Source organism: Vibrio sp. 99-8-1, from assembly GCF_013114595.1.
GTDB lineage: Bacteria > Pseudomonadota > Gammaproteobacteria > Enterobacterales > Vibrionaceae > Vibrio.
The window spans coordinates 33,727-59,991 of record NZ_VTXE01000027.1 but is presented as its reverse complement, the minus strand read 5'-3'; the positions used below and the strand labels follow the sequence as shown (position 1 = coordinate 59,991).

General features: G+C 41.6%; 21 protein-coding genes. 12 read left to right on the top strand and 9 right to left on the bottom strand.

Translation table 11 applies throughout. The features are described from left to right. Positions 1-8 precede the first annotated feature (8 nt). Entirely contained in the window at positions 9-1,502 is a 1,494-nt protein-coding gene (locus F0227_RS15165) for a sugar ABC transporter ATP-binding protein (RefSeq protein ID WP_171754089.1), read from the bottom strand. Between the two features lie 70 nt (positions 1,503-1,572). Next, positions 1,573-2,580 carry a sugar ABC transporter substrate-binding protein gene (locus F0227_RS15160; protein ID WP_171754088.1) on the bottom strand — a complete coding sequence of 336 codons (1,008 nt, stop codon included), beginning with the start codon at positions 2,578-2,580 and terminating at the stop codon, positions 1,573-1,575. A gap of 753 nt (positions 2,581-3,333) precedes the next feature. Between F0227_RS15160 and F0227_RS15155 the strand changes: the two genes are divergently transcribed. From F0227_RS15155 to F0227_RS15115, 9 genes are all read left to right on the top strand, one after another. Continuing rightward, positions 3,334-4,224: a TIM barrel protein gene (locus tag F0227_RS15155; RefSeq protein WP_171754087.1), complete on the top strand. Its 891-nt coding sequence runs from the start codon at positions 3,334-3,336 to the stop codon at positions 4,222-4,224. A gap of 6 nt (positions 4,225-4,230) precedes the next feature. Continuing rightward, positions 4,231-4,977 carry a TSUP family transporter gene (locus F0227_RS15150; protein ID WP_171754086.1) on the top strand — a complete coding sequence of 249 codons (747 nt, stop codon included), beginning with the start codon at positions 4,231-4,233 and terminating at the stop codon, positions 4,975-4,977. 435 nt (positions 4,978-5,412) lie between these two features. Next, positions 5,413-6,306, top strand: a complete 894-nt coding sequence (gene iolE, locus F0227_RS15145) for a myo-inosose-2 dehydratase (protein ID WP_171754085.1) — start codon at positions 5,413-5,415, stop codon at positions 6,304-6,306. A 99-nt stretch (positions 6,307-6,405) separates the two neighbouring features. Next, the gene (gene iolD / locus F0227_RS15140; RefSeq protein ID WP_171754084.1) at positions 6,406-8,277 is read left to right on the top strand and encodes a 3D-(3,5/4)-trihydroxycyclohexane-1,2-dione acylhydrolase (decyclizing); all 1,872 of its coding nucleotides are present in this window, start codon (positions 6,406-6,408) and stop codon (positions 8,275-8,277) included. Between the two features lie 81 nt (positions 8,278-8,358). Then, entirely contained in the window at positions 8,359-9,537 is a 1,179-nt protein-coding gene (locus F0227_RS15135; protein ID WP_171754083.1) for a Gfo/Idh/MocA family oxidoreductase, read from the top strand. After that, positions 9,530-10,516: a 5-dehydro-2-deoxygluconokinase gene (gene iolC / locus F0227_RS15130; RefSeq protein ID WP_171754082.1), complete on the top strand. Its 987-nt coding sequence runs from the start codon at positions 9,530-9,532 to the stop codon at positions 10,514-10,516. Before F0227_RS15135 ends, iolC begins: the two co-directional genes overlap by 8 nt. A 151-nt stretch (positions 10,517-10,667) precedes the next feature. After that, on the top strand, positions 10,668-11,513 hold the full coding sequence (locus F0227_RS15125) for a 5-deoxy-glucuronate isomerase (protein ID WP_171754081.1): 846 nt from the start codon (positions 10,668-10,670) through the stop codon (positions 11,511-11,513). Positions 11,514-11,526: 13 nt separating this feature from the next. Then, positions 11,527-12,354 carry a class II fructose-bisphosphate aldolase gene (locus F0227_RS15120; RefSeq protein ID WP_171754080.1) on the top strand — a complete coding sequence of 276 codons (828 nt, stop codon included), beginning with the start codon at positions 11,527-11,529 and terminating at the stop codon, positions 12,352-12,354. 81 nt (positions 12,355-12,435) lie between these two features. After that, positions 12,436-13,272 (top strand): MurR/RpiR family transcriptional regulator, encoded by an 837-nt coding sequence (locus F0227_RS15115; RefSeq protein WP_171754079.1) that lies wholly within the window; start codon positions 12,436-12,438, stop codon positions 13,270-13,272. Positions 13,273-13,352: 80 nt separating this feature from the next. Here F0227_RS15115 and manA read toward each other — a convergent pair whose 3' ends face one another. Then, on the bottom strand, positions 13,353-14,549 hold the full coding sequence (manA, locus tag F0227_RS15110) for a mannose-6-phosphate isomerase, class I (RefSeq protein ID WP_171754078.1): 1,197 nt from the start codon (positions 14,547-14,549) through the stop codon (positions 13,353-13,355). A 183-nt stretch (positions 14,550-14,732) separates the two neighbouring features. Beyond that, the gene (locus tag F0227_RS15105) at positions 14,733-16,631 is read right to left on the bottom strand and encodes a fructose-specific PTS transporter subunit EIIC (RefSeq protein WP_171754077.1); all 1,899 of its coding nucleotides are present in this window, start codon (positions 16,629-16,631) and stop codon (positions 14,733-14,735) included. Positions 16,632-16,995: 364 nt separating this feature from the next. Between F0227_RS15105 and F0227_RS15100 the strand changes: the two genes are divergently transcribed. After that, positions 16,996-17,841, top strand: a complete 846-nt coding sequence (locus F0227_RS15100; RefSeq protein WP_171754076.1) for an AraC family transcriptional regulator — start codon at positions 16,996-16,998, stop codon at positions 17,839-17,841. 34 nt (positions 17,842-17,875) lie between these two features. Here F0227_RS15100 and F0227_RS15095 read toward each other — a convergent pair whose 3' ends face one another. Both F0227_RS15095 and F0227_RS15090 read right to left on the bottom strand, forming a co-directional pair. Then, positions 17,876-18,661: a PTS sugar transporter subunit IIA gene (locus F0227_RS15095; RefSeq protein WP_171754075.1), complete on the bottom strand. Its 786-nt coding sequence runs from the start codon at positions 18,659-18,661 to the stop codon at positions 17,876-17,878. Between the two features lie 12 nt (positions 18,662-18,673). Next, positions 18,674-18,976 (bottom strand): fructose PTS transporter subunit IIB, encoded by a 303-nt coding sequence (locus F0227_RS15090; protein WP_171754074.1) that lies wholly within the window; start codon positions 18,974-18,976, stop codon positions 18,674-18,676. 160 nt (positions 18,977-19,136) lie between these two features. Between F0227_RS15090 and F0227_RS15085 the strand changes: the two genes are divergently transcribed. Continuing rightward, positions 19,137-20,108 carry a D-2-hydroxyacid dehydrogenase gene (locus F0227_RS15085; protein WP_171754073.1) on the top strand — a complete coding sequence of 324 codons (972 nt, stop codon included), beginning with the start codon at positions 19,137-19,139 and terminating at the stop codon, positions 20,106-20,108. Positions 20,109-20,215: 107 nt separating this feature from the next. Beyond that, positions 20,216-21,187 carry a sugar ABC transporter gene (locus tag F0227_RS15080; protein ID WP_171754072.1) on the top strand — a complete coding sequence of 324 codons (972 nt, stop codon included), beginning with the start codon at positions 20,216-20,218 and terminating at the stop codon, positions 21,185-21,187. A gap of 176 nt (positions 21,188-21,363) precedes the next feature. Here the strand turns inward: F0227_RS15080 and torA are convergent, their stop codons facing one another. From torA to F0227_RS15065, 3 genes are all read right to left on the bottom strand, one after another. Then, positions 21,364-23,790 (bottom strand): trimethylamine-N-oxide reductase TorA, encoded by a 2,427-nt coding sequence (torA, locus tag F0227_RS15075; protein ID WP_171754071.1) that lies wholly within the window; start codon positions 23,788-23,790, stop codon positions 21,364-21,366. Between the two features lie 20 nt (positions 23,791-23,810). Further along, positions 23,811-24,908 (bottom strand): NapC/NirT family cytochrome c, encoded by a 1,098-nt coding sequence (locus tag F0227_RS15070; RefSeq protein ID WP_171754070.1) that lies wholly within the window; start codon positions 24,906-24,908, stop codon positions 23,811-23,813. Between the two features lie 488 nt (positions 24,909-25,396). Further along, positions 25,397-26,206, bottom strand: coding sequence for an AraC family transcriptional regulator (locus F0227_RS15065; RefSeq protein ID WP_171754069.1), 810 nt, complete (start codon positions 26,204-26,206; stop codon positions 25,397-25,399). Positions 26,207-26,265 lie beyond the last annotated feature (59 nt).

Genomic DNA, 26,265 nt, shown 5'->3' with positions numbered 1-26,265 from the left:
ATCGCTTCTTATTGAAGCGCCATAGACATAATTTTCTCTTGGGTGGCTTCGGTTCCGGTAAGCGAACCTTTCATTTTGCCTTCGTGCATAACAATAATGTTGTCACTCATACCAATGACTTCAGGCAGTTCTGATGAGATCATGACCAAGCTTTTACCGAGTCCGGTGAGCAGTCGCATTAGTTTGTATATTTCAGATTTTGCGCCTACGTCAATCCCACGTGTTGGTTCATCGAGAAACAGAATGTCAGGTTTGGTTAACATCCATCGAGCCAATAACACTTTCTGTTGATTGCCACCACTGAGGTTGTCAATGGTTTCATTTAAACTTGGCGTTTTCACCTTTAGCGACTTGCATTGCTCTCCGCTATCGCTTCTCATTTGTCGCATATCTAGAAGATTAGTGACTTTACTTTTGTATGCGTCTAAATGCGCAATAGAGGTATTGGCGAATATATCTAGCATTAGATATAGACCCGATTGACGTCGGTCTTCGGTAAGGAAAGCCATTTTATAGTTTATGGCGTCATGTGGTGTTTTAATCTCTACTTGATTACCATTAAGCCAGATCTCACCAGAGTCTTTTTGCTTAACGCCAAATAATGTTTCAACCAGTTCAGTTCTGCCTGCACCAACTAGTCCAGCGATGCCAAGAATCTCACCCTCACGTAAGGTAAAGTTTATATTCTCGAAACAACCCTTTGTGCATAGATTTTTAACTTCAAGACGTGTTTTTCCAGGTTTTGATGTTGGCGGAGGAAAGACGTCACCTAAATCTCGGCCAACCATCATGTTCACTAACTCTTCATGATTGGTTTCTCTGGCTGCTCTTTCTCCGATAAAAGCGCCATCTCGAAAAACAGTGATATCGTCACAAATTTTAAAGATCTCCTCCATCTTATGACTAATGTAAACAACAGCCACACCTTTCTTTTTTAGCATGGAAATGATGTCAAATAAGTGCTCAACTTCTTTATCGGTTAGTGCTGAGGTAGGTTCGTCCATAATGATAATTTGTGAGTTGAACGAAATAGCTTTTGCTATTTCAACCATTTGCATGGTGGCAACAGTTATCTCACTCATATGAAGGCGAGGGTCAAGATCGAGATCCAGCTTTTCTAATAGTAACTTTGTATCATCGTACATTTTTTGATGGTCAATTAATCTGAGAGGACCAGACGTTGGTTCACGACCTAACCATATGTTTTCTGCAATACTGCGGTGTAGTACTGGAGATAACTCCTGATGAATCATGGATATTCCAGCATCTAACGATTCTTTTGCACCATCAAATTCTATTTTTTCTCCGTTGTATGAAATTGTGCCGCAATCTCGTTGATAAATACCAAATAGTACTTTCATTAACGTCGACTTGCCGGCTCCATTTTCTCCCATCAAGGCCATGACTCTCCCTTTCTTAAGTGTCAGCTGGACATTATCTAAAGCTTTAACACCAGGAAAGGTTTTGGTCACCCCCCGCATTTCTAAAACCACTTCACTCATAAAACGTCTCCAGATAAGCTACTCTCTATGTGTTCTATATTTGAGAAAGTAGCTTTATCAACAATCCTTGTTAGCCTTTTTTAGCCATGAATTCTTCTAAGTTGTCTTTCGTTACTAATTCTGCTGGGATCCAAGTGATTTTTTCGTGTGGTTTCTTATTGATTGCATCCATTGCCGCGTCAATTGAGCCACGAGCCTGACCCGCGCCATCTTGAAATACCGTTGCGTCAAGTGTTCCATTTTTCACCGCCATGACTCCATCTGGTGTTGCATCGACACCAATAACCATTGTCTTATCTAGCTTGCCTGCGGCCTTTAATGCTTGAATTGCGCCTAGTGCCATATCATCATTATTGGCAAGAATAACGTCTAATTTGTCTCCAGAGCTTATCCAGTTTTCCATAACAATCATGCCTTGAGAACGTTGCCACAAAGCAGTTTGTTTACGAATAACGTTATAGTTAGGGTTGCCTTTAAAGTAGTCTTCATTACCTTGAGTTCGTAGTACCGCAGCTTCTGTTGTCATCATGCCCATCAGAATACCAATGTTACCGCCTTGACTATGTTCGTCGACATATCGGGCCTGAGCTTCACCAAACTTAATTTCATCAGATCCTACATAAGAAACTCCATCAGGTAGATAAGAAGGGCGACGGTTCAAATAGACCAGCTCAATGCCTGCTTTTTGAATGGCATCAGTCATAGGCTGAGTTGCTTCAGTATTTACGGGAACTAAAATGATGGCGTCCATTTGCTGAACGATGAAATTCTGGATTTGTCCCAATTGTTTTGCGGTATCTTCTTTCGCATCAACAATGATCAACTCGACTTTTCCAGGATACTTTTCCTGAGTATATCTCTCCATTGCTGACTTCAAGCTTACTAAGAATGTGTCATCAAAGTTTGGAATTGCTACACCGATTGTGGTGACGTTATCTTCTGCTTTCTCGCCACCACAAGCAACAAGCCCTAATAAGCTGATTGTTGTAACGAATAGACGAATTCCTTTTTTCGTTCGCTCTGCCATTGTCGAGATTGCTTTGTAAAAATGTGCTAATCCAATTGTTATTGATGGCATTTTTTGCCTCCTTGTTTTTATAGTCATTTGCTTGTTTAGTACCGAACTAAACAAATTTTTGCTAAAAGAATCAGATTTTAGCTAGGGTTATGTATCTTTCATTGGTGTGAAAAATATTTTTTATTTTGACTGCTTTTAATACTATTCCTTTGTTGTATTTCTGACCATAGCGTTGAGTGATTTATGTTCGGAAATGTTATCTTGATCTCATTAGAATTAACATTTCAAAAACATAAAATCCTTAACATGATGTTTTATAAGAACATTATTTGTTGTTGTATTTGTATTAAATTTTATAGTTAGTAACAACTCTTATAATGAAATATTTGTTTTACTGATTTCCAGAATGGTGAGTGTGCGATAAATATTTTTCATTCGGTTGGTGATCTTCAAGTTATTTACATGTAAAGTAAGAAAGACCAATAATCGTGTAGAGAACCGGTAAGGTAAGGTTTTGTTTTGGAATAAATCAAAAGTGAAGCAGTTGTTTGTTGCAAGCGATCTTATAAGGAAGAGCTCAATTATAATTGATTCGATAACGGTGTGAGCTTTGAAATTGAACTGGCTTGTATAGAATTAATCGGTGCATGATTGCTGAGGAAACAGAGCGTTTGATTGACGAGTAAGAGCCTTTGGTTGGAACTTGTGTGTTGGTCTGGGATAACAAAAATCAAACAGATAAGCTGATGTCACTAATCGAAGCGTGTAATAGCCTGTTGAGGACCTCACGCGTTAGCAACTAAGGAATGAACTATGTCTTATTCAATTGCTTGTGCCCCATGTTGTTGGGGTGTTGAATCTCCTGATAACCCTCATAATCCGATTTGGAAAACCGTATTAGATGAAACAAAAGAAGCTGGTTATAACGGGTTAGAACTTGGTCCTTACGGTTATCTGCCGTTAGATGCAGATATGATCGAAACAGAGTTGTATGGCAGAGCGCTTACAGTTTGTGCTGGTACTATTTTTGAGCCTTTATCCGTTACCGAAAAACAAGCGGTTATCTTACAGAAGACGGAAACCTTATGTCGCTTACTTAAGGCGATAAAAGCAGATAAGTTGGTTGTGATTGACTGTGTCAATGAGATTCGTAGTCACTATGCGGGACGATCAGAACAAGCTCCTCGCCTAAATGAAGAGTGCTGGAATGTTATGATGGATACGATTAAACAGATCTGCACTATTGCTGAAAAATATGAGGTTCGACCCGTGTTGCATCCGCATGCTGGAGGATATATAGAGTATAAAGATGAATTGGATAAAGCCCTCGCTCAACTTAGTCATGAAGACATCGGACTCTGCTTAGATACTGGTCATTTGTATTATGCGGGAATGAATCCTGAGCAGAGCCTTATGCATTACGCGAAACGTCTCGAATATGTGCATTTTAAAGATATAAATCAGCATGTGTTAACTCAGGCAATTAATAATCAAGTTGGATTTTGGCAAGCGTGTTCTCAAGGAATTATGTGTCCTATTGGTGAAGGCGCAATTGATTATAATAAAGTTCAGCAAGCTCTACTTGATATTGATTATCAAGGCTGGATCACCATAGAGCAAGAGCGTGATCCGCGCAACTCTGACGCTACGCTGCGGGATATTATGCGCAGTCGTCAGTTTTTAAAGTTGAAAGGCTTTGGCTAACTGAGTGTGATTACCGATCTCTGGTTTTATGTTACTGCGATCCCAGCGTTGCTCATATATGGTATTGGCAAAGGGGGTTTAGGTGGTGGGGTAGGTGTTATTGCGGTTCCCTTGATGGCAATGACAACCTCTCCAAGTATAGCCGCGGCGGTGATGTTACCTATTTTATGTGTGATGGACCTATTTGCGATAAAACATCACGCCGTAAACTGTGATTATCGATTGCTTAAAACTATGTTACCTGCCGCTTTAATTGGAATTGCTATTGCCGGTGTTTTTTTAAAAGATATATCTGAGTACAGACTTAAGATTTTACTAGGAATACTCTGTTTACTATTTTGTTTGCAATATTGGTTTTTCTCGGTAGAGGTTAGTAAACCATCCAAATATAGCGGTTATTTTTGGAGTCTATTGGGTGGTTTTTCCAGCACAGCAATACATGCGGGCGGAGGGCCTATTAGTATTTATTTACTGCCTCAACGACTTAGTAAAGTTACATTGATAGGTACAATGGCGGTACTGTTTGGCATTGTTAATATCTTCAAGCTCATCCCTTATACCTTACTGGGGGAATTTAGCTCGGTTAACCTAACTACAGCATTGGTTCTGATGCCTATTGCACCTATTGGTGTAAAGCTTGGGGTATGGTTGCTGTCTCGGGTTAATCAAAATCAAATCTACCAATTGTGCTATTTCTTTCTATTCCTTTCTGGTCTAAAACTCCTTGGTGATGGTCTGTTGATCTATACCTGAAAATGATGAATATGTTGTTGATAAATAATTTTCATAACCTCTCGGTTCTCTAATCATTAATCGAGTGAGACGAATAAGTTACTTTCATCGTTAGCATAATAAAATGTTAAGTTGGTCAAAAAAATAATCTTTGAGCTTATTTAGAGTGAAATTTATAAGATTTTGTTTTTAAAGGGTTAGTTATTGGGTTTGATTTAATCCTTGTCAGCTGTTAAGCCTTGTATTTCAAGGCCTGAAATATATTATTCATTTTAATTGTTCTCTTTTCTCCTGGTGAAAAATATTTTTCATTTCATTAAAAAAAAGAGTATGCTCGCTCATAAATGTTAACATTCACGTAAAGGTCTTAACTTTAGTTGTTTATCAATTATTGTCTCTGTACGTAAAGACCGATTGATAACGTACCCCCTACATTTACTATTTTGGAGAACAAGCATGAGTAAGGTGAAATTTGGAATTAGCCCTTTGACTTGGACAAATGATGATATGCCAGAATTGGGTGGTGAAATTCCACTAGAGAGGTGTTTGACTGAAATGTCAGAAGCGGGTTTTACCGGTACTGAGCTAGGTACCAAGTACCCTCGTGAACCAGAAGTATTAGTGCCATTGCTAAAACAACACGACTTGGTATTGGCGTCTGGTTGGTATAGCGGCAACTTAATGAAGTTAACGGCTGAGCAAGAGATTGAAGCGCTGCAAGGGCACATAAGATTATTAAATGCAGCGGGTTGTAAAGCTATGGTGTTTGGAGAGGTGAGCAATACTGTTCATGGCGACATTAATACACCTCTGTCTCAAAGAGTTATCTTGACAATGGATGAGTGGAAAACTTATGCAAACAGATTAACGACAGTCTCCGATTACCTCCTCAACGAGCATGGTATCAAACTCTCTTTTCATCATCACGTTGGCACTATCTGTGAAACAGAAGATGATATTAATATGCTCATGGAACTTACTGGTCCTTCGGTTTTTCTGACTCTAGACACTGGGCATGTAACGTTTGCTGGTGGTGACCCAGTAACAATGATTAAGCGTTGGGGACACCGTATTGGTCATATGCACTTTAAGGATTTGCGTCTTGACGTTATGAACGCCGCTCGTGATCAGGACAAGTCATTTTTAAATGCAGTTTTAGATGGCGTATTTACCGTCCCAGGTGATGGTGACGTAGATTATGATGATGTTTTCTCAGCACTTAAAGAGCGTGATTATGAAGGTTGGTTATTGGTGGAAGCAGAGCAAGATCCGGCTAAAGCAAATCCACTTACCTATGCGAAACTCGCCTATGAGAACATCTCTGGTTATGCCAAAAAGTATGACTTGTAAAATAGACATCATAGTAACCACTGCCTATTAGGTTGTCTTTGCGTCAGATGACGGCGCATTGACTATAGGTATGGGCGCCATTTTATATATGGAGAAAAGATGAATACGATCCGACTTACTGTTGCACAAGCGCTGGCTAAATATCTAGCGGCTCAGAAAATTAATATAAATGGTAAAGAAGAACAATTATTTGGTTGTGCATTTGCTATTTTTGGTCATGGAAATGTGACCTGTTTTGGCCAACAGCTTAAAAATATCGAGCAGCAGATCCCCACTTGGCGTGGACAAAATGAACAGTCTATGGCGACAGCCGCTGTCGCCTATGCGAAAGCGAATAAGCGACAAAGAATCGGTATCGCGACCAGTTCAATAGGCCCAGGTGCTACAAATATGGTAACGGCTGCGGGTATTGCTCATACTAATCGCCTACCTCTGCTTTTAATTTCTGGGGACGCTTACGTTAGCCGTTTGCCTGATCCTGTTTTACAGCAAGCAGAGAACTTTCATGATCCATCGATTACCTGTAACGATTGTTTTAAACCCGTGACTCGGTATTGGGACCGAGTCATCTCTCCTTCTCAGCTTATGCATACGTTACCTCATGCCTTAGATACCATGTTAGATCCTGCGACTTGCGGGCCTGTTTTCATCGGTCTTCCGCAGGATATTCAAGGTGTCGCTTACGACTATCCCGAACGGTTTTTTGCAGAAAAAATACACCGTATACGACGTCCTGAACCTGAAATGGAAATGTTGCAGCAGGCAAAACAGGCGTTGATGAAGGCAAAGCAGCCTTTGATAGTATCTGGTGGTGGTGTTCATTACTCACTCGCTACCGATGAGCTAGCAGAGTTTGCTAAAAAGCATAATATTCCGGTGGTAGAAACCATTGCTGGTAGAGCCACTATGCTTCAGGTTAATCCGCTTAACGCTGGACCGATTGGCGTTACGGGCTCCGACTCTGCAAATTATCTCGCCAATCATGCTGATGTTGTATTGGCCATCGGTACACGATTGCAAGATTTTACAACTGGCTCTTGGTCAATATTTCGTAATCCAGAACTCTCTTTAATCAGTATTAATGTCGCTAAATTTGACGCTATTAAACACCTCTCTATTCCTGTGCTCGGTGACGCGAAAGTGACGATGAGTAAACTCTCTAAATTATTGAATGACTGGAGTAGCGAACAGAGTTGGGCTGATACTGCGCTTACGCTTACTAAACAATGGAAAACAGTTGTGCAAAAGCGCACCCATCCACAACCTGGAGAGTTAATCGAAGGAACCTCTTCGTACGCTGAGGTTATCGGCAAAGTAAATGGCTTAATGGAAGAGGGGGATACCGTGCTTACTGCAGCAGGTGGACTTCCTGCTGAGTTATCCATGAACTGGCAAAACTATCAGATAGGTAAGTTTGATATCGATTTCGGATTTTCCTGCATGGGCTATGAAATTGCAGGGGGCTGGGGAGCAAAAATCGCTAATCCGGAAAATGATGTAGTTGTTTTAGTTGGTGATGGTTCGTATTTAATCCAGAACTCAGATATCTACTCCTCCGTCTTAAGCGGACACAAAATGATTGTCGTTGTTTGTGATAACGGTGGTTTTGCTGTGATCAACAAACTGCAAAACAATACCGGTAATGAGTCGTTTAATAACTTGTTGCAAGACTGTCGTCGTCCAGATTCCGACTTACCTAGAGTCGATTTTGCAAAACATGCTGAAGCACAAGGTGCCATCAGCGAAAAGTTGTTCTCTATTGGTGATTTTGAAGCGGCATTTGCAAGAGCAAAAGCGTCAGATAAAACGTATGTCATCGTACTTGATATTGACCCGGTTTCTCCGGCTGCATGGTCGAAATGTGATTGCTGGTGGGAAGTAGGTTTACCAGAGGTAGCAGATAACAAGCACACCGAGCAGAAAGTGTCTGATTGGCTTGAAGGTAAAAACCATCAGCGTCGTGGTATTTAGTTAACACGTATACATCTATGAAATTAATTAAATTTGGTAGTGATGGAGTAGATAAGCCATCACTACTCTAGGAGGCACAACATGTTTAATGAAGAACGCAAATTTGATCACGCTTATCGCTGGGCAATGGTCGGCGGTGGTCGTGGTAGCCAAATTGGTTATGCACATCGTAGTGGTGCTCAAAGGGATGGCTTATTTCAGCTAGTTGCAGGTGCATTTGACCTCGATGCTCAACGTTGCCGTGATTTTGGTATTAATTTGGGTATTGAAGAAGATCGCTGCTATTCCGACTACAAAACGATGTTCGAAGCAGAATCGAAGCGAGAGGATGGTATACAGGTTGTCTCTGTAGCTACACCAAACAGCACTCATTATGAAATATGCAAAGCCGCGCTTAATGCTGGGCTACACGTTGTTTGCGAAAAGCCGATTACGTTTACTTCTGCGCAAGCAGAAGAGCTAAAAGAAATCGCGCAGAAAAATAATCGTATTATTGGGGTTATGTATGGTTATAGCGGATTTCCAATGGTTCATCAGGCTCGTGAAATGATCAAACGTGGAGATTTAGGTGAAATTCGCGTTATTAACATGCAATTTGCCCATGGATTCCATAATGAAGAATACGAAAAAAATGATCCGGGATTGAAATGGCGAGTTAGTCCAGAAGTCTCTGGTCCAACTTATGTACTAGGTGACATTGGAACTCATGCCTATTATCTGTGTGAAATGATGACAGGACTAAAAGTTGATCGGTTAGCTTGTATGCGCCAAAGCTTTATCAAATCTCGTTCTCCTTTAGAAGACAACGCTCATGTAATGATGGAGTTTGAAAATGGTGCCGTAGGCACCCTTTGGGCAAGTGCCGTTAACGCGGGTGGTGTGCATCAACAAAAAATTCGTATTGTTGGTTCTAAAGCAAGTGTTGAGTGGTGGGATGAACATCCAAATCAACTTAGCTACGAAATTCAGGGTGAGCCCCCACGATTATTAGATAGAGGTATGAGTTATCTGTACAACGAAGTTGAGGGTATTGCTGCGAACAGAATCGGTGGTGGCCATGCGGAAGGTTTTTTCGAGTCATGGGCAAACTTGTATCACCGATACGCGATCGTTATGAAAGCTGCAGATAACGATGATCAAGAAACGATTACAAAAACATGGTTTCCAGATATCGACGCAGGAATAGAAGGTGTACGCCTTTGTGAAAAATGTGTTGAGTCTGCTGCTGATGATGCAAAGTGGGTAAAATTTAATGACTAAAATAGTATTTCAGGAAGAACGCGCTCTTGATGCTATCGTTTTAGGCCGCGCGGGTGTTGATCTCTACGCCCGCGAGCTAAACACCGATGTAGCAGACATCACGGGCTTTAACAAATTTGTCGGTGGTTCAGCCGCAAATATAGCGGCTTCGATAAGCAAACTAGGTTCTAAAGTCGGTTTTATTGGCTGCGTTGCTGATGACATGTTTGGTGACTATGTCTGTTCTTATATGCGAAGCCTAGATATTGACCTTTCCGGCATGATGAAAGACGCATCTGGTTCATGTACATCTGTCGCATTTACAGAAATGAAGCCGTCTGATTGTGGCGTGCTGATTTATCGAAACAACGCTTCTGATCTCACCCTTAAACCAGAACAAATAGATCAAAGTTATATTGCCAGTGCAAAAATATTGGTGATAACGGGGACTGCTTTATCGCAAAGCCCTAGTCGTGAGGCAACCCTATTGGCGATGCAGTATGCAAGAAACAATGACACTGTAATTGTATTAGATGTGGACTATCGTCCGTACTCTTGGCGTACCGATGTGGATGCATCTATTTATTATGGTATCGCAGCTGAACTGTCCGATATTGTCATTGGTAATCGTGAAGAGTTTGACATGATGGAAACAGTTTCTGCACCAGATAATGCGGACGACGATAATACAGCGGAGCGTTTTTTAACCGCGAATACTCAGGTGGTAGTGATAAAAGCGGGAGAGCTTGGCAGCAAGGTATATTGCAAGGACGGGTATAAGTTTCAGCAAGGCATATTTCCTGTTGAAGCAAAAAAACCTTTTGGTTCAGGTGACTCCTTTGCTGGCGCACTTATATGGAATTTGGTTAACAGTGGAAGCCTAGAAGATGGTGTGAAATATGGAACTGCCGCTGCGGCTATTAATGTAAGTGGAACCAGTTGTACCGAAGCCATGCCATCTCAGTCTGAGCTATTTAAGTTCATTCATGACAGAGAGTAGAGATGTCGCTTACAGGAAGAACGGTAATTTATAGAAATAAATTCAAGTTTTTAGCTTTTAATACAGGTGATTTGGACTGTGCGCTAGGAATTAATTAGAGACATTTATTAGACAGTAACCTTCTGATGATTGATTGGAAGTGGAGATGGATATGGGAAAGCATATAGCGCCATTTGATAATAGGAACGAACCAATTATCGGTATCAATGATGAAGTAACACCTTTATGTTACTTCAACCAAGTTAAATTAAAACAAGGGGAGAGCTTCACCCATTGTATCTCTGGGTACGAATCTGCCATTGTATTGGCGGGGGGCACATGCAGCATAAAAGTTGCGGATAAAGTCTTTGTTAACATAGGCAAGAGAAGCAGTGTCTGGCAAGGTCATCCAGAGTCTGTGTATGTACCTGTAGGAATGAAAGCTGTGATTACCTGCGAAAGTAATAGTGCTGATATTATGATTGCGGGTGGTGTTTATGATGAGGTGCTTGAACCATTCTCAGTTACGCAGGAAAGCGTTGATATGGTTCAATATGGATCTGATGAAACTAAAACGCATCGGAAGATAAAGCACGTTCTTGGGCAATCAAATGCCGACAAACGAGGACGCTTACTCGTTAGTGAGTTGTTTACCGTTGGGGCTGGAGGTTGGTCTGGTTTTCCTCCCCATAAGCATGATGAAGAACGTCCACCAATGGAAACTAATTATCAGGAAGTGTACCAGTTTCGTTTCAATCCTGATCAAGGATTTGGAGCTCAGTTTCTTTACGAACATGAAGATGATTTCGGCCCGGTATACCATGTTAGAACGGGTAGCGTTATTGCTATTGATAAAGGTTACCACCCTAGCGTTGCTGCTCCGGGGTATGAGATGTATTACTTCACCATCATTGTAGGTGAAACATCTAAATCATTGATTCAGCATTTTGATCCGCACCATGAATATCAAGTTAATACTATTCCGGGTATTAAAGATATGATTGCTAAGTTTAAGTAAAGGGGGGCTTCGAATGTTAGTAACATTAAATGAAGTTTTGCCTCAGGCCAGCATATCCGATTATGCAGTGCCTTGTTTTAATGTTTTTGGTTATGAAGATGCCAGAGCGGTTGTTGATGCGGCAGAAGAGAAACAAAAGTCCGTAATATTAGCTTGCAATAAAGATGTTATTGAGTTTTATGGTGTTGATACCGCTGCTGCTATGTTTAGACAACTCGCGACTGGAAGTTCTGTTCCTGTAGTGCTGCATCTCGATCACACCTATGAAGAAAGCGTTATTTATCGTGCGTTAAAATCCGGTTTTAGTTCTGTTATGTTTGATGGTTCGCAGCTTTCTATGCAAGAAAACATCAGCCGTAGTAAAAAGGTAGCGGAGGTTGCTCATGCATGCGGGGCTTCTATTGAAGGTGAGATAGGTTCGGTTCCATATCAAGAAGGTCGAGATCATATAAGGTCAATTTATACTGACCCAGATCAGGCAGAGCAGTTTTCTCTGCAAGCGGATCTTGATTGTATTGCAATTTCTGTTGGAAATGTTCATCGCTTAACAACACCTACCTGTAAAATTGATTTTGGTTTGCTTGATAAAATAGCCGCTAAAGTCAATAAACCGTTGGTTATTCATGGTACTAGCGGAATTAACAATGAAGATATGTTAAAGCTTAAACAAAGCAAAGTAGCAAAATTTAACATTGGTACCTGTCTGCGTCAGGCACTTGGGCATAATTTACGCGACCATATGAACAATGAACCATCTAAGTTCGATAGAATCTACTTTATGCGTCGAGCAATGCCTCATGTAAGAGAAGAAGCAATTCGTAATTTTGAATTATTATCGTAAAATAACGGCCCGAGCCATCGCTTGGGCTTTAATTATTTACTCAACATTGATTCAATAACTTTTTACAACGGATAAAAAACAATGACTTCTCATTCTCCACACAGTGATCTGGATACATTACGTGACCATATTGTAAAACGTTATTCGTCGCTGAGTGGACGACTTCAGCAAGTTGCTGATTTTTTGATGGCTCAGCCAATGTTTGTTGCGGTTGAAACAATGGCATCGATTGCAGAAAAAGCCAATGTACCCTTGTCAACACTTAGCCGATTCGCAAATGCGATGGGCTTTAGTGGCTTTAGTCAAATGCAGGTCCTGTTTCGTGATCAATACCTAAATAGACCAAGGGATTATAGAGAGCGAGTTCGACAGGCACAAAAACATGATGATCTGCCTGTAAATTCAACTCAGGCAATCTTTCAGGATTATGGTCATGTAAATGTTGAAGCCATAGAGCAGCTCCAAGTCTCAATATCTCCTCAAAAAATTGAACGTGCTGTTGAACTGATGAATAACGCTGGGACTATATATCTTCACGGTTTGCGTCGTGCTTACCCTGTGGCTTATTACCTTTGGTACGCTTTGCTTAAATCTGATAACGATGTTGTTCTGCTTGATGATACTGGTGGGATGCTTAAACCCATGACGCGTAGAATTACATCTGATGACGTTTTAATTACCGTAACTTTTAGTCCGTATGCGGAAGAGACGACCAGTATTATTGAGCTTGCACATCAAGGAAACGTTCCTGTAGTAGCAATAACTGACAACCAAATGAGTGCTCAAGGCAGCATGATCGATGTCTGTTTCGAAGTGCAGGAAGGGGAAGTTATGGGATTTCGATCGCTGAGTTCATCTATGTACTTAGCGCAAACATTGGCAGTAAGCCTTATGTGTCGACAAAATAGTAACGAATAGAGATTTTGTTATTTGGTTTTAATTGCGGTTAGTTTTGGGTTAAAGGCCGTAATAGAAATATTACAGCCTTTGTTTTGTCGTTAATTATACGCTCTCGCGACACGACCTTTAGCGCTGATCTGGTACTTTCCTGTGTAAGCAGGAATAAAGGCAGATTGGCCTTTGGTCAGCGTTAATGTTTCGCCATTGTGATGACTAAGGAGCAGGTCGGAATCTAATGGCATTAAAATCTCAGCACTCTGCGTTGTTAACGTGTGCTCATCTATGTTCTCGAAAATAGCGAACTTAAAATCATCCACGGGAACGGAGTAGAACTGACCACCATCTTGTTCAATAGGGTGATTAAGCAGTTGTTCGGCCGGTTTGGTCTTGAATACGGTGCATTTTACCAGTTCATCTACATCCATATATTTGGGTGTCAGTCCTGAGCGTAATACATTATCCGAGTTTGCCATAATCTCTAACCCTGTTCCTTTAATGTAGGCATGAGGTGTACACGCGTCTAAATACATCGCTTGTCCCGGTTTTAGGGTGAGTACATTGAGCATTAGAGGGCAGAATAACCCAATATCGCCTGGGTACTGTTCAGCAAGATCGAGAATTAAGGCAAATAACTCGTTTGACTGGTTTTGACTAGCAAAACTGAGCAAATCATTAATTGCTTCTGTTTTTACATCCCCTTCTAGCGAGAGAATGTCACGAAAGAATGAACGTAGCCCTTGCTCATCATTTGACTGGGCAAAAGCCTCAACCAGTGGAGCAATACCATCAATCGCTAGCTGACTAAATTGCTGGACGATATCGCTAAACTCGCGGAATCCATTCATGGCAACGTAGTTGGTTAAGGCGTAAACCAGTTCTGGTTTGTGGTTAGGATCTTTGTAATTGCGATTGGCTGCGTCCTTGGCAATACCTTGCTGTTGTTCTCTTTGGTAGCCTTCTTCTGCTTGCTCTTTGCTAGGATGAACCTGAATGGAAAGGGCTTTTTCTGCCGCTAACACTTTAAATAAGTAAGGAAGCTCACCAAATTGAGTATCGGTCTCGATGGATAAAATACCGGATTTATCTAAAGCAATAAAATCAGAAAGAGGTTGTGCTTCACCATTTTCAACAATGGTTGAACAACCGTTAGCATGTGACCCCATCCAGATTTCAGCTTGTGGTTTGTTTTCTGGATTGTCGATATCAAAAAGCGTGTTTATCGACGTTTTACTTCCCCAAGCGTAATCTTGGATAACGTTTTTCATTGGAAAAAAGTATTGATGGTTCATGGACATCCCTTAAAGTCTTACAACAGAAAATCCGCATAGTTTACGTGATTTAGTTTTTAAAATGTAGCTTTGATACAAGTTTAATACAATTTTGTTGAGGATTAAGAGTTCGTCATTATTTGTATTTATGAAACTGTCCCAATAAAGGGACAGTTTTTGATGTATCTAATGGTTTGGAAGATAGCTATTTTAAGCTAATGCGCTAGCGGTTTTTCCTTGGCGCATTTTTTTCAGCGTAATACAGACTAATGCGGTTACTACTGACCCTGCTGCCATGCAGACTAATGCGAGTAGAGGTTTGTTCATCGCACCAAGTAATGCCACTACCGGACCACCATGAGCAACACTGTTGGTGATACCAAAGGTGAAGGCCATCACTGCTGCAACCATAGAGCCAAGTACGTTGGCTGGAATGACAGACATAGGATCTTGCGCGGCAAATGGAATTGCCCCCTCCGAGATACCCACTAAGCCCATCGCACCAGCGGCTTTACCTGCCTCTGTTTCTGACGCTTCAAACAAGTCTAGTTTACGTCCTAATACTGTCGCTAAGCCCATGCCCAATGGTGCTACTGGTATTGCACAAGCCATTGCACCCATAAACTGTGTTTGACCGCTAGCAATCATCCCTACAGAGAATAGGAAAGCCACTTTGTTAAATGGCCCACCCATATCAAATCCAGCCATACCACCTAATACGATACCAAGCAGAACAACGTTACCCGTACTCATGCTAGTCAGTAGTGCGTTTAAGCTGTCCATTAGGCTAGCAATTGGCGCACCAATAACGAATATAAATAGAGTAGAGATAAATAATGAACCGGCTATAGGCGCAATCATTATTGGTACAAGAGGCTGAATGAACTTATGGTAGTTGATGCTTGTTAACCATCGAACAAAGTAACCCACTAGAAGACCAGCAATAATGGCACCGATAAATCCAGTACCTGCTTCAGCACCATAAAAAGAGCCGTTGTTCGCTATCCAGCCACCAATTAAGCCGGGTGCTAATCCTGGTCTATCGGCAATAGCGTAAGCGATGTAACCCGCTAAAATAGGTATCATTAGTGTAAAGGCAACAACACCAACATCGAGCACTTTGTTCCACAGACTACCTGCTGGAATAGCCATACCCGCTTCAGTAGGTTCGCCACCAATAGCAAGTGCGAGAGCGATTAATAGACCCCCTGTTACAACAAATGGGATCATATGTGATACACCATTCATCAGATAGCGATAAAGGTCGTTTCGGGCATTAGAGGGTTTGTTTGAATTTGCGTTGCTGGCTTTGCCATCGCCTTTAAACACAGGAGCGTCCAATGCTTCTTTAATCAGCCCTTCAGCGTCTTTAATTGGTGCTTTAACTCCGGTTTCAATGAGCTTTTTGCCGGCAAAACGATTCATATCAACTTGTTTGTCACTGGCGACAATAATCGCATCAGCTTGATCGATCTCTTCTTGGCTAGGAGAGTTTTTCACACCGATGGAGCCGTTAGTCTCCACTTTAATTTTGTAACCAAGTTGAGCTGCGCCTTTTTCTAATGCTTCCGCGGCTAAATAGGTGTGTGCAACACCGGTTGGGCAACCCGTTACGCCAATAATAAAGCCTTGATCAGCTGCGACTGCGGCATGTTGTGGTTCAACTTTTTTTAGTAGCAGTTCCAGTGCGTCATCTTCAGATGTGGCGTTAAGGAATTGCTCAATGAAGCCCTCTTCAATTAATTTTGATGAGAGTTCCGCCAGCACTTCAATGTGATGGTCTGACCCACCTTCTGGTGAGGCAATCATAAAGAACAGACGAGATGGCTTGCCATCTTCAGCACCGTAATCAACACCGGTTTTACTTATACCGATGACTACAGCGGGTTTTATTACCGCAGAGCTTTTGGCATGGGGAAGTGCTACGCCTTCTTCAAAACCAGTATTGCCTAGCTCTTCTCGCGATTGAATGTCTTTTAAAAATTGGGTTTTATCGCTGATTCGCTGTTGTTGGTATAGAACCTCTATTAGCTCCTCAAAAACGTCTTCTTTTGTGGTGGCTGTAAGGTTGAGCTGAATCAGATCTTTATTAATAAGTTCAGTAATCATTGTTTTATCCCTGTTGATGTCACTGTAGATATTTTCGTTCAGCTAAGGAGATTAGAATAGTGCATTAGAGAGGCATTTACTGGATAATTGTAACCATTAATTTGGAGTGTGATCTTAATCTTATTATCGTTGAGATAATAAACTATGATGAAACTTACTTTAAATTTATATTAAACAATAAGTTATTATGAATATTTTAGTTTGCTTATTTATTGTACACATCAGGAAATTAATGAAATTTATACTTTTCTGGATATAAGTAGCTTAATAAATGTGAGATTTACTGTGCGCTGTATCACGTTTGTTATTGGATTCTTTTCAATCAGACGCTGTTGGCGTGGCTGTTAGCACCTAGAGAGAGCAAATGAGCCTATTATTTCAAAATCTATTGGAAACACTGTTGTCTGAACGTGCTCAGTTCAATCGTATTTGGTTTGCAGGAGACAACGTTACTCCGCCGCAGTTTAGCTACCAAGTTAACTTCCCAAGGTTAGAGTTGGTCGTGTCGGGGGAGTACCTTAATCAAATAGAAGACGCTGAGAATGGAATTATTGACGTCAGCATACTGGCTGGAGATGCGCTGTATATTCCGCCTAACTGTTGGAATAAACCAAACTGGGAAACGGAATGTTCCGTGTTAAGTCTGTTGTTTGGTCGTAGACAATTGGGTTTTAGCCTAGTGAGTAAACAGAAAGAGAGTGCCAGCTTTTCGGACATAAAAAAACACAGTATTCAAACCAGAACTGGTCACGCGGTGGACCATATATTACAAGCACTTAATGCACTGGGAAGAGAATCTCAGAAAAGCCCGATGGATGAACATCTATTGGCTGCCTTGATGAGTTACAGTAATTCTATGTTGACGGATCCAGAACATACCGGATCAATACGTAGTGAATCTTTGTACCAAGGCATCTGTATCCACATTCAGGAGAACTTTCATCGCACAATTACACGCTCAAGCATCGCTGCTCGTTTCAATATTTCACCTAACCATTTATCCCGTTTATTCAGACAAAAAGGTCATATGACGCTGGCGGACTATATTACTTGGGTAAGGATTGATAGAGCGAAATTCATGTTGAAGCGGTATAGCTTTAGGCTAAACGAAGTGGCTATGCGCTGTGGCTTTCAGGATGTGAACTACTTTTTTAGAGTGTTTAAAAATAAAACGGGGCTGACGCCAAGTGAGTATAGAGCAAGAGAGTAGTAGTGACGGCTTGAGAGGATTAACTATGAGAGGGTTAACTAAAGGCCATTTTATGCAGCAGAAACGCTTTTAACGCTTCAGGCTCTACGGTGGTCGCGACTAAGTTGCAAAACTGGTCGTCTACCAAAGCTCTAGATAACTGCGTGAACGCTTTTATTAATGGCATTGGTGCCGGATCTGGCAGCATCATGGCGATAACTATATTCACATCACCTCTAGCGGAGTGCCAATCTATGTCTGTTTTGGAGTGAATGACCGCAACGGACGCCTGTTTAGCATGCGCAGTCATGATATGTGGCAATGCTATCCCTTGGCCAACGCATGTGGAGGAGATTCCCTCTCTTGTTAACATCGCCTCAAAAATCAACTGAGCGTTAGTTTGATCAAGCATAGAGCTTATTTTAGACAGTACGGCGTGTTTGGCGGGAGCAGGGTCTTGTGCCATCTCGGCATAGTGATAGCTGAGTGGAAAATCCAGTTGGAAAGTGGCGTGGTTATCAATGACCGAATAGCTATGCTGGGTTGCTCGTCGATGAGAGGTATTGACGATTTCAAACTCATCGGCAATAAAATCAGTCAGTATCATACAAGCTAATTCGGCGTCAGAGCCTTCTATCCATAGTTGGCATAAATGATTATTTTTGCTGCCAAGGCTAAGAACTTGCAGTGTGTGGTTAACATTGCAGCTTTTACCTGTAGAAATGTTTTTCAATATCACCACGGAGCGAAAGTAACCAGATAATGTATTTAATCTGTTTAATTTCCATGAAGCGAAACCTTCAGTGCCGATGATAAAGGTTATTCTACGTTCAATTCTCATTGTGTTTGACAGCTACAACTGCTGACATCGAGCGATAACGGTCGCGGCATCCGTTAGAACTTCCTCTATGGTGACACAATGGATTTTACTTCCGGTGAAGCGTGCTCTGTGTTCAATTTCAATATCGGAGACGATAAGCACAATATCGGCATGAGCAATATCAGCGGCTTGCAGTTGATTTTCTATTCCCATCGCTCCTTGTGTTTCTACTTTAATCTGGATGTTTCTTTTAGCGGCTTCTTTACGTAATACATCTGCAGCCATGTAGGTGTGGGCAATTCCGGTAGGACAAGCAGTAACGGCGACAATTTTCATTTGAGTCATGAACAGTTGAGAGAATATGGATATAGATTCTACCTCAAACCTCACCGTGGTGCGATAGTACTTTAAGGTGTTCAGAGAATAGTAAGCGTGGTAGCGTAGACGTTAACGTAACCAGAGTTCCAGCTAAGGGAAAATAGATAGGATGACAGTCATGGCCAAGAAGAAAATCGTGTGTCTAGATGGAGAAACGTTAAACCCAGGAGACAATCCTTGGGGGGCGCTTGAAAAGTTAGGGGACTTTACTTGTTACAACAATACAGAACAAGATGTTGAGCAAGTTATTACGAGAGCCCAATCGGCACATATTTTATTAACCAATAAAGTGGCGATTAGCAAAGCTGTCATCGACGCCTGTCCCGATCTGGAATACATAGGTGTGTTAGCGACGGGTTATAACGTGGTGGATTACCGTTATGCCAGAGAAAAGAATATTAATGTCGTTAACGTCCCTGCCTATGGTACCGACACAGTGGCTGAGATGGTGTTCGCTCTGATCTTTAACCTAATAAGGAAAGTGGAGCTGACCAGTCAAGATGTCAGGGAGCAGCTTGGCTGGACTCGCAGGCAAGAGTGGACATACACGCCATTTCCACAAATGGAGTTGGCGGGTAAAACGATTGGCATAGTTGGTTTTGGCAGAATAGGGCAACGAGTGGCAGAGATTGCATCCGTGTTTAAAATGAATGTGCTGGCTTATAATCGCACGCCCAAGTCGTCGTCAATAGATGGTGCTGAGCAGGTCGATCTTGACCGTCTGTTAGCGGACTCCGATATTGTTTCAGTACATTGTCCGGTCTTCCCTGAAACAGAGAATATGTTCGATGAGCAGATGTTTAAAAAAATGAAGAGTAGTGCTTTATTTATCAATACCGCGAGAGGTCAACTGGTGGTTGAAAGTGCATTGGCGAATGCATTGAACCAAGGCGTTATTGCAGCAGCCGCATTGGATACTCTACAGCAAGAACCGCCTATGGAGGATAACCCGTTACTGTCCTGTCAAAACTGTATTATAACGCCCCATATTGCGTGGGCGACTTTGGACGCAAGAAAGCGAATCACGGCCATGGTCGCTGATAATATTGACTGTTATTTACAGGGGAAAGCAAAAAACGTGGTTAACTGAGGTGGGATTCTACTTTTTTAAAGTATTTGACATGTTTTGTTATCATTTTGTCAACAATAGAGTATAAATACTAAACTGCTCTGTCCGCAGTAGGTATGAGAATCTGCATGATAATAAATCGCTGCTTGATAGTATTTTTGATGTTGTTTGCGCTAAGCTCGCAAGCTGGCACTATATTGGTTATAGACAGCTATCATAGCGATCATCCTTGGGTTAAAAGCTATACCAAAGGATTAAAAGAGAAATTGGGTGACTTGCATGAGTTGGTCTTTTTTCAAATGGATACAAAACGGCTAGCGGAATCTCAATACCAGAATCAAGCCGATAAAGCTTGGGCACTGTATAACAACATTTCTCCTCAATTAGTGATACTGGCGGATGACAATGCCGTCAAGTATATGTCTGATAAGCTTCTAACAACCGATACGCCAGTGGTTTACCTTGGAGTAAATGACAACCCTCGTAGCTATAAAATTGCTGATGCAAAGAACTTTTCTGGAGTGTTAGAACGGCCATTATTAATGCGTTCTATGATTATGCTTAAGAAGTTTATGCCTGTTAGCCATGTGCTATTGCTGCTTGATCAAAGCAGAACAAGCGATGTGCTAATACAAGATGTGTTTAAGGGCAAAACCTCAGTGCTACGAGCGAACGTGCAAATAGATGTTAAAAGCGTACGGGAGTTTGAGTCTTGGAAAGAACGGGTATTAAAGACAAAAATAGAGGGTTATGACGCCGTATTTGTTGGGCTTTATCATACCTTGATCGACGCGAACGGCCTTCATGTGTCAGAAGATGATGTGATTAAATGGACCTCTCAGCATACTCCTGTCCCCTCATTTGGCTTTTGGGACTTTTCTGTAGGGAAGGATAAAAACGTTGGCGGTTACGTTGTATTTGGTTATCAAGAAGGGCAATTAGCGGGTGATATCGCACTAGATATGTTGCAGGAGAGTGGATCCCGTGTGCGTCCAACGATCGGCGGGCGAGGACAATTTATATTTAGTCGCTCTCAGTTGCTTAAATGGGGGTTGGTGCTCCCTCCTTCGATCCACAAAAGCGCCACGCTGGTGGATTAAGTTATATTGAACGGTGAACATCATACAGATGGTTATCTTTTTTGTTACTGTGCTTACCATAAATATGACCACGTAATGTGGCCATAGTGACAATGTTTCTATCTTTAAACCACCTCACTTTATAGCAAGGTGGTTATGAGTAGACAGAAGTGAGTTTGAGTTAATCGTTGACTCTATTAGCTTTTAACAATGACGGGGCCATTGAAGCAATCAATGGTCGGTTTTTTACCTTGATACTTCTTGATGGAAACCAAACATGTTTGTGCCGTCGGGCCTTGTCCCCAAGAGGACGTGCCACGGTCGTTAGTTAATACATTGGCATTTCCGTATAGACAAGATTCACCTTCAGGAGAGTACCAACCCCCTTCTTGGCTTGCGACTACACCTTGTCTTACTTTCTCCGACACTATGGCGCCAAGCAGTACTTTTCCTTTGCCATTATAAGTTTCGACAATATCGCCATTCTTAATCCCGTGTACTTTGGCGTCTGCTGGGTTAATCCACAGCGGTTCATGCTCATTGGAATTCGTCGCATCACGAAGCTCTTTAACGCCACAAAGTTGAGAGTGAAGTCGATTTTGTGGGTGCAAAGTAACTAGGTGCAGATACTTACCAGAACGACGTGCTGTCCAATCTGTTGGCTCAATCCAGCTAGGATAAGCAGTACAGTCGGCTAAACCCGCGTTAGCGACTTTCTGCGAGAACAGTTGAATAAGCCCTGACTCTGTCGACAAGCCATTAAGATCAGGATCGTCGCGGAACTCTGCATGGCGCACAAAGGTGTTTTGACCTGAGTATTCAAAATAGGCAGAGTCTTGAACCCAGAAATTTTCAAACGTTGGCATCGTAATGCCATTTTTGCCATTCTCTTCGCGTGCTTTATCGTAGAATGATTTCAGCCATTGAAGATTGCTTTTGCCACCAGTATACTCTTTTTCTCTGCCCATTTTGGCACTGAACAATCGCCAGATATCATAATCATCTTTGGCTTCATACATTGGCTCAACCAGTTTTTTCAAGCCAATGACACCACGGTTTGTTGCGTTACCGAAGGAGACGAGCTCATCGCGCTCATAAATAGTGGTACAAGGCAGGACAAGATCTGAGTAACGACAAGTTGCCGTCCACTGATTATCAATAGTGACTAAGAAATCGAGACGGTTTACTGCTTCAACAAGACGGTTAATATCTTGGTGGGTAGAGAATGGGTTAGCACCTGATACCACTAAGGTTTTCAAATCAGGATAAGTGATCTCTTTTCCCTTGTAGGTAGTTTTTAAGCCCGGGTTTTCTATTACGTCAACAATGCGTGACGTTGGGAAATATGGCGTACTTGTATACTCTTTATTGTGGATTGGCACTGAGCCTTTGATAGAGGCAGATAGTGACCCCATACGAGCACCATTAGAGTAAGGTGCGCCTGCATCGTTATAGATATAACCAAAGGAAAAACCACCGCCGGGTAAGCCTATGTCTCCCAGCATAGAAGCGAGTGCGACAATTGACCAGCAGTACTGTTCGCCATGATCCGCTCGTTGTCCTGCCCAACCCGATGAGATCAGTGTGCGTTTGTCGGCCATCTGTTTGGCGAGTGTCTTGATGATTTTCTCATCGATGCCACAAATATCTGCTGCCCAGCTAGCGGTTTTTGCTACTCCATCATGGTCACCGTTTAGGTAAGCGAAGAACTGGTCACTGCCATCGGTATAGTCGTCGATAAACTCTTGGTTTATATCTCCGGTGGACAACAAGGTGTGACAGATACCCATCATTAAGGCCACATCGGTTTGTGGATTAATGGCAAGTTGCTCTCCTCCTAAGTGTTTTTGAGTGTGCGACTCTACAGGGTCAATGGAGATGACGCGCATTTTACCTGCGGCGACTTTCTCTTTTATCTTATCCCAATATTGGTATGGCGAGTGGTCAGGAACACTGAAGCCAATCTTAAGGTTTTTAAGGGGGTCACAAGCCCAAAGGACTAATATTTCAGTCTCTTCGGCAACATACTCTAAGCTGGTTTGCATTGAGTAGACCTCAATATCACCAACCACTTCAGGTAGAATGGATTGCGCTGCCGCGGTAGAGTAATAACCCGAAGAGCTCAGTACTTTGCCATGAAGGTTCAACGCACGTTTCATGGTGTTGCTACAACTGCCCAGTTGTCCTATCGGTCCCCATGACGAGTGCGCATAAATGCCCGACGGACCGTATTTTTGCTGAGTGTTCTCAAGTTGTTGATAAAGAATATCGATAGCTTGATCCCAGCTGATTTCTACAAACTCATTGTTGCCACGGGTTGTGTTGTCTCCCGTTAAGAACCCTTTACGAACCATAGGTTTCTTGATTCGTGATGGGTTGTCGATGATACGAAATGCGTGTTCTACTAAATCTACCGGACTAGCATCTTTACCAAATGGGGTCACGGTGTTTATGCTGCCATTTTTTACTGTTGCTTCAAAGGCACCAAATTTAGAGGCAGTAAGTTTCTTTTTAAGCGAAGGGTCTTGCTGTGCAGCCATGGCAAGGGGGCTTAATTGAGTAGCCAGTGCTGCAGTACCAGTTAAGCCTGCAGACTTTAAAAAATCACGTCTAGAAAAATTCATTGTCGCTCCGTTTAGATCTATTAATTATGTTTTACAAAGGTTGAAGAGTGATATTGCAAATACTTCAGCATTGCTTGGGTTTCGTCTTTAGAGAGTTTTGCTTGTTTAGCCATGCCCATAAATTGAGCCGGCCAGTCATTGGCAGAGAAATGAGCTTCTTCCACTTTTAAGTGGCACTGGCCGCATTTACTGTCGTAGGCAAACTTAAGGTTGTCCCAGATGGGGTTAACATCAGTAACGATAGGTGTCTCTTTTAGCCAACCGTGGATCTGAATTTTCTTCCATGGATTGAGGCTGATTGGGTCTTGATAGTTCTCGCCTAAGTCGTCTATGTTTGAAATGCCACGTAAGGTTGCAGAGGCAATGCGCTGTCCTTTCTCGCTATAAAGAACGTTCTTTCGCGCTTCTTTCCACCCTGTTATGGCAACGTATACTCTGTCTTGCTGCTTTTTGATGATCGTGAGTTTTGTTAGGGGTAACACTTTTGCTCGCGATTTCTCCAACTGATCACTGTTGTGTAGTTGAATGATTTTGGTGGTGTATACCTGATCATTTATATCTGCGTCTAAGATAGAAATAGTGTTGGTTTTTGGCTTAGGAAGCGTGTGGGCGATGCCTTTATGGCAGTTAATACATGTTTGGTTATTGGTTTTTGCACCAGCATGAGCAATGACGGCTTCCTGTTTTTGTAGCTCGGGGGCCATTTGCTCAAAGTCATGGCAAGATCGACATGTTGCTGAGTCGTTCGCTTCCATTTGTGACCATACCGTTTTTGCCATAGCGAGTTTATGGCTATCGTATTTCTGCTGCGTATCTATTTTTCCGCTAATGAACTCATGATAGATGTCTTTCGACGCTCGTATCTTGGTAACCAAATACTCCATAGTTTGCTGGGGGATATGACAATCAGAACATTCAGCTTTTACGCCATGTTTATTGGAGAAGTGGCTTGATTTTTTATAATCCTGATAGGCGTTATCCATTGAGTGACAGGAGATGCAAAACTCTGTTTCAGATGTTTTATCAAATGTTATTTTTGTCACGATAAATAGAGTAGAACCAATAATGATTCCGAGTGTAAGTAATAATATTGATGGCAATTTTAATTTTGCTAGCATTCTATTTCTCATTTCATCTTTGTGATGCTATTTAAATTTAGATAATAGTATTTCGCTTCCAAATTAATTTGAAAGTATTATCCTTTAAGTGGAAAGGTGGCCATGTAAATAAATCAGTGATAATTATTTTGCTATATTTATTACTCGCTTAATTTAATAAAACAGCAGAATAGACATTATATTTTTAACTTTCTTGTATAAAATTGCAGAAAAAAGTGTGAGACAGTTTGAGTGTTTCGTACTGTATTAGCCCATGAGATGTACGAATGTAAGGGTAAAGTCATCAACTCCGGATCAGTGACGTTGAAGAGATTGTGGTTATGTTAGCTATGAATTTTGTGCTGATGGTGTAGTAACGTATTGATTATTTAGTAAATATGTAAAGGAGGGGCGCTTGTAGAGCTTGATTTACTTAAGCTGTAATACTTTATGAGTAGGTGTTTTTGCAGTAAGGCTGGAGGATGTTAACTTTTAATTTATCGGCATGATTAAGGTGCAGAACAAGCAGAATAGCGCTTTGGGGCAATTCCAAATGCCCGCTTAAAATTGCGAGTTAGATGACTTTGATCAAAAAAGCCACAGGATAATGCGGTATCTGCGCAGTTCTGTCCGGACTGTAAGAGGCGCTTTGCCTGATTAATCTTTATTAAAAGTAGAAATTGATGCGGTGTCACGCCGTATTGCGCGTTAAAGCTTCGGATTAATTTGTATTTACTTAATCCGGTTAGTGCTTCTAAAGCCTCTAAAGAGACGTTGTCTTGCCAGTGTTGTAATAGGTAATCTCGCACTAGCGCATTGTTCTTTTGTTCTTTATAAATCTTATTATTGGTTTTCTTACTACCATGACGACCAAATAACCCTTCAAATGCTACCGTTAGCAGAGATTCCTTGGTGATGTCAAAGCTGGGCTGTTCCAACGCCATGTGCAATTGCTGTAGCAATTGAAATAGAGAGGGATCATCGATGATGGGGGCATTGATTAAAGGAGGAACATGCTGCTCTTCCAGTTCAAAGTGAGCTCGAATCATCTGTGGGTCGAAATAGAACATACGATATGACCATCCCGAATCACACCCTGCAAATCCAGTATGAACCTCGGAGGGGTTAATGGCGACGATTTGGTTTTCAGGGATAATAATGTTGTTGCCACGATAATGTAAGCCCTCGGCACCATGCTCAATGACACCAATAGCCAGTTCATCATGCCAATGCTTAGAAAACTCAAATTGCTGAAACGATGCTCTAAGTAACTCAATACCTTTAACTGTATCACTTTGCCATATTCTGGAATATTCCATTTTCTTGCTCTTATATTATGCTGTTAATAAATAAAGTTATTTTATTAACTGGATTGATC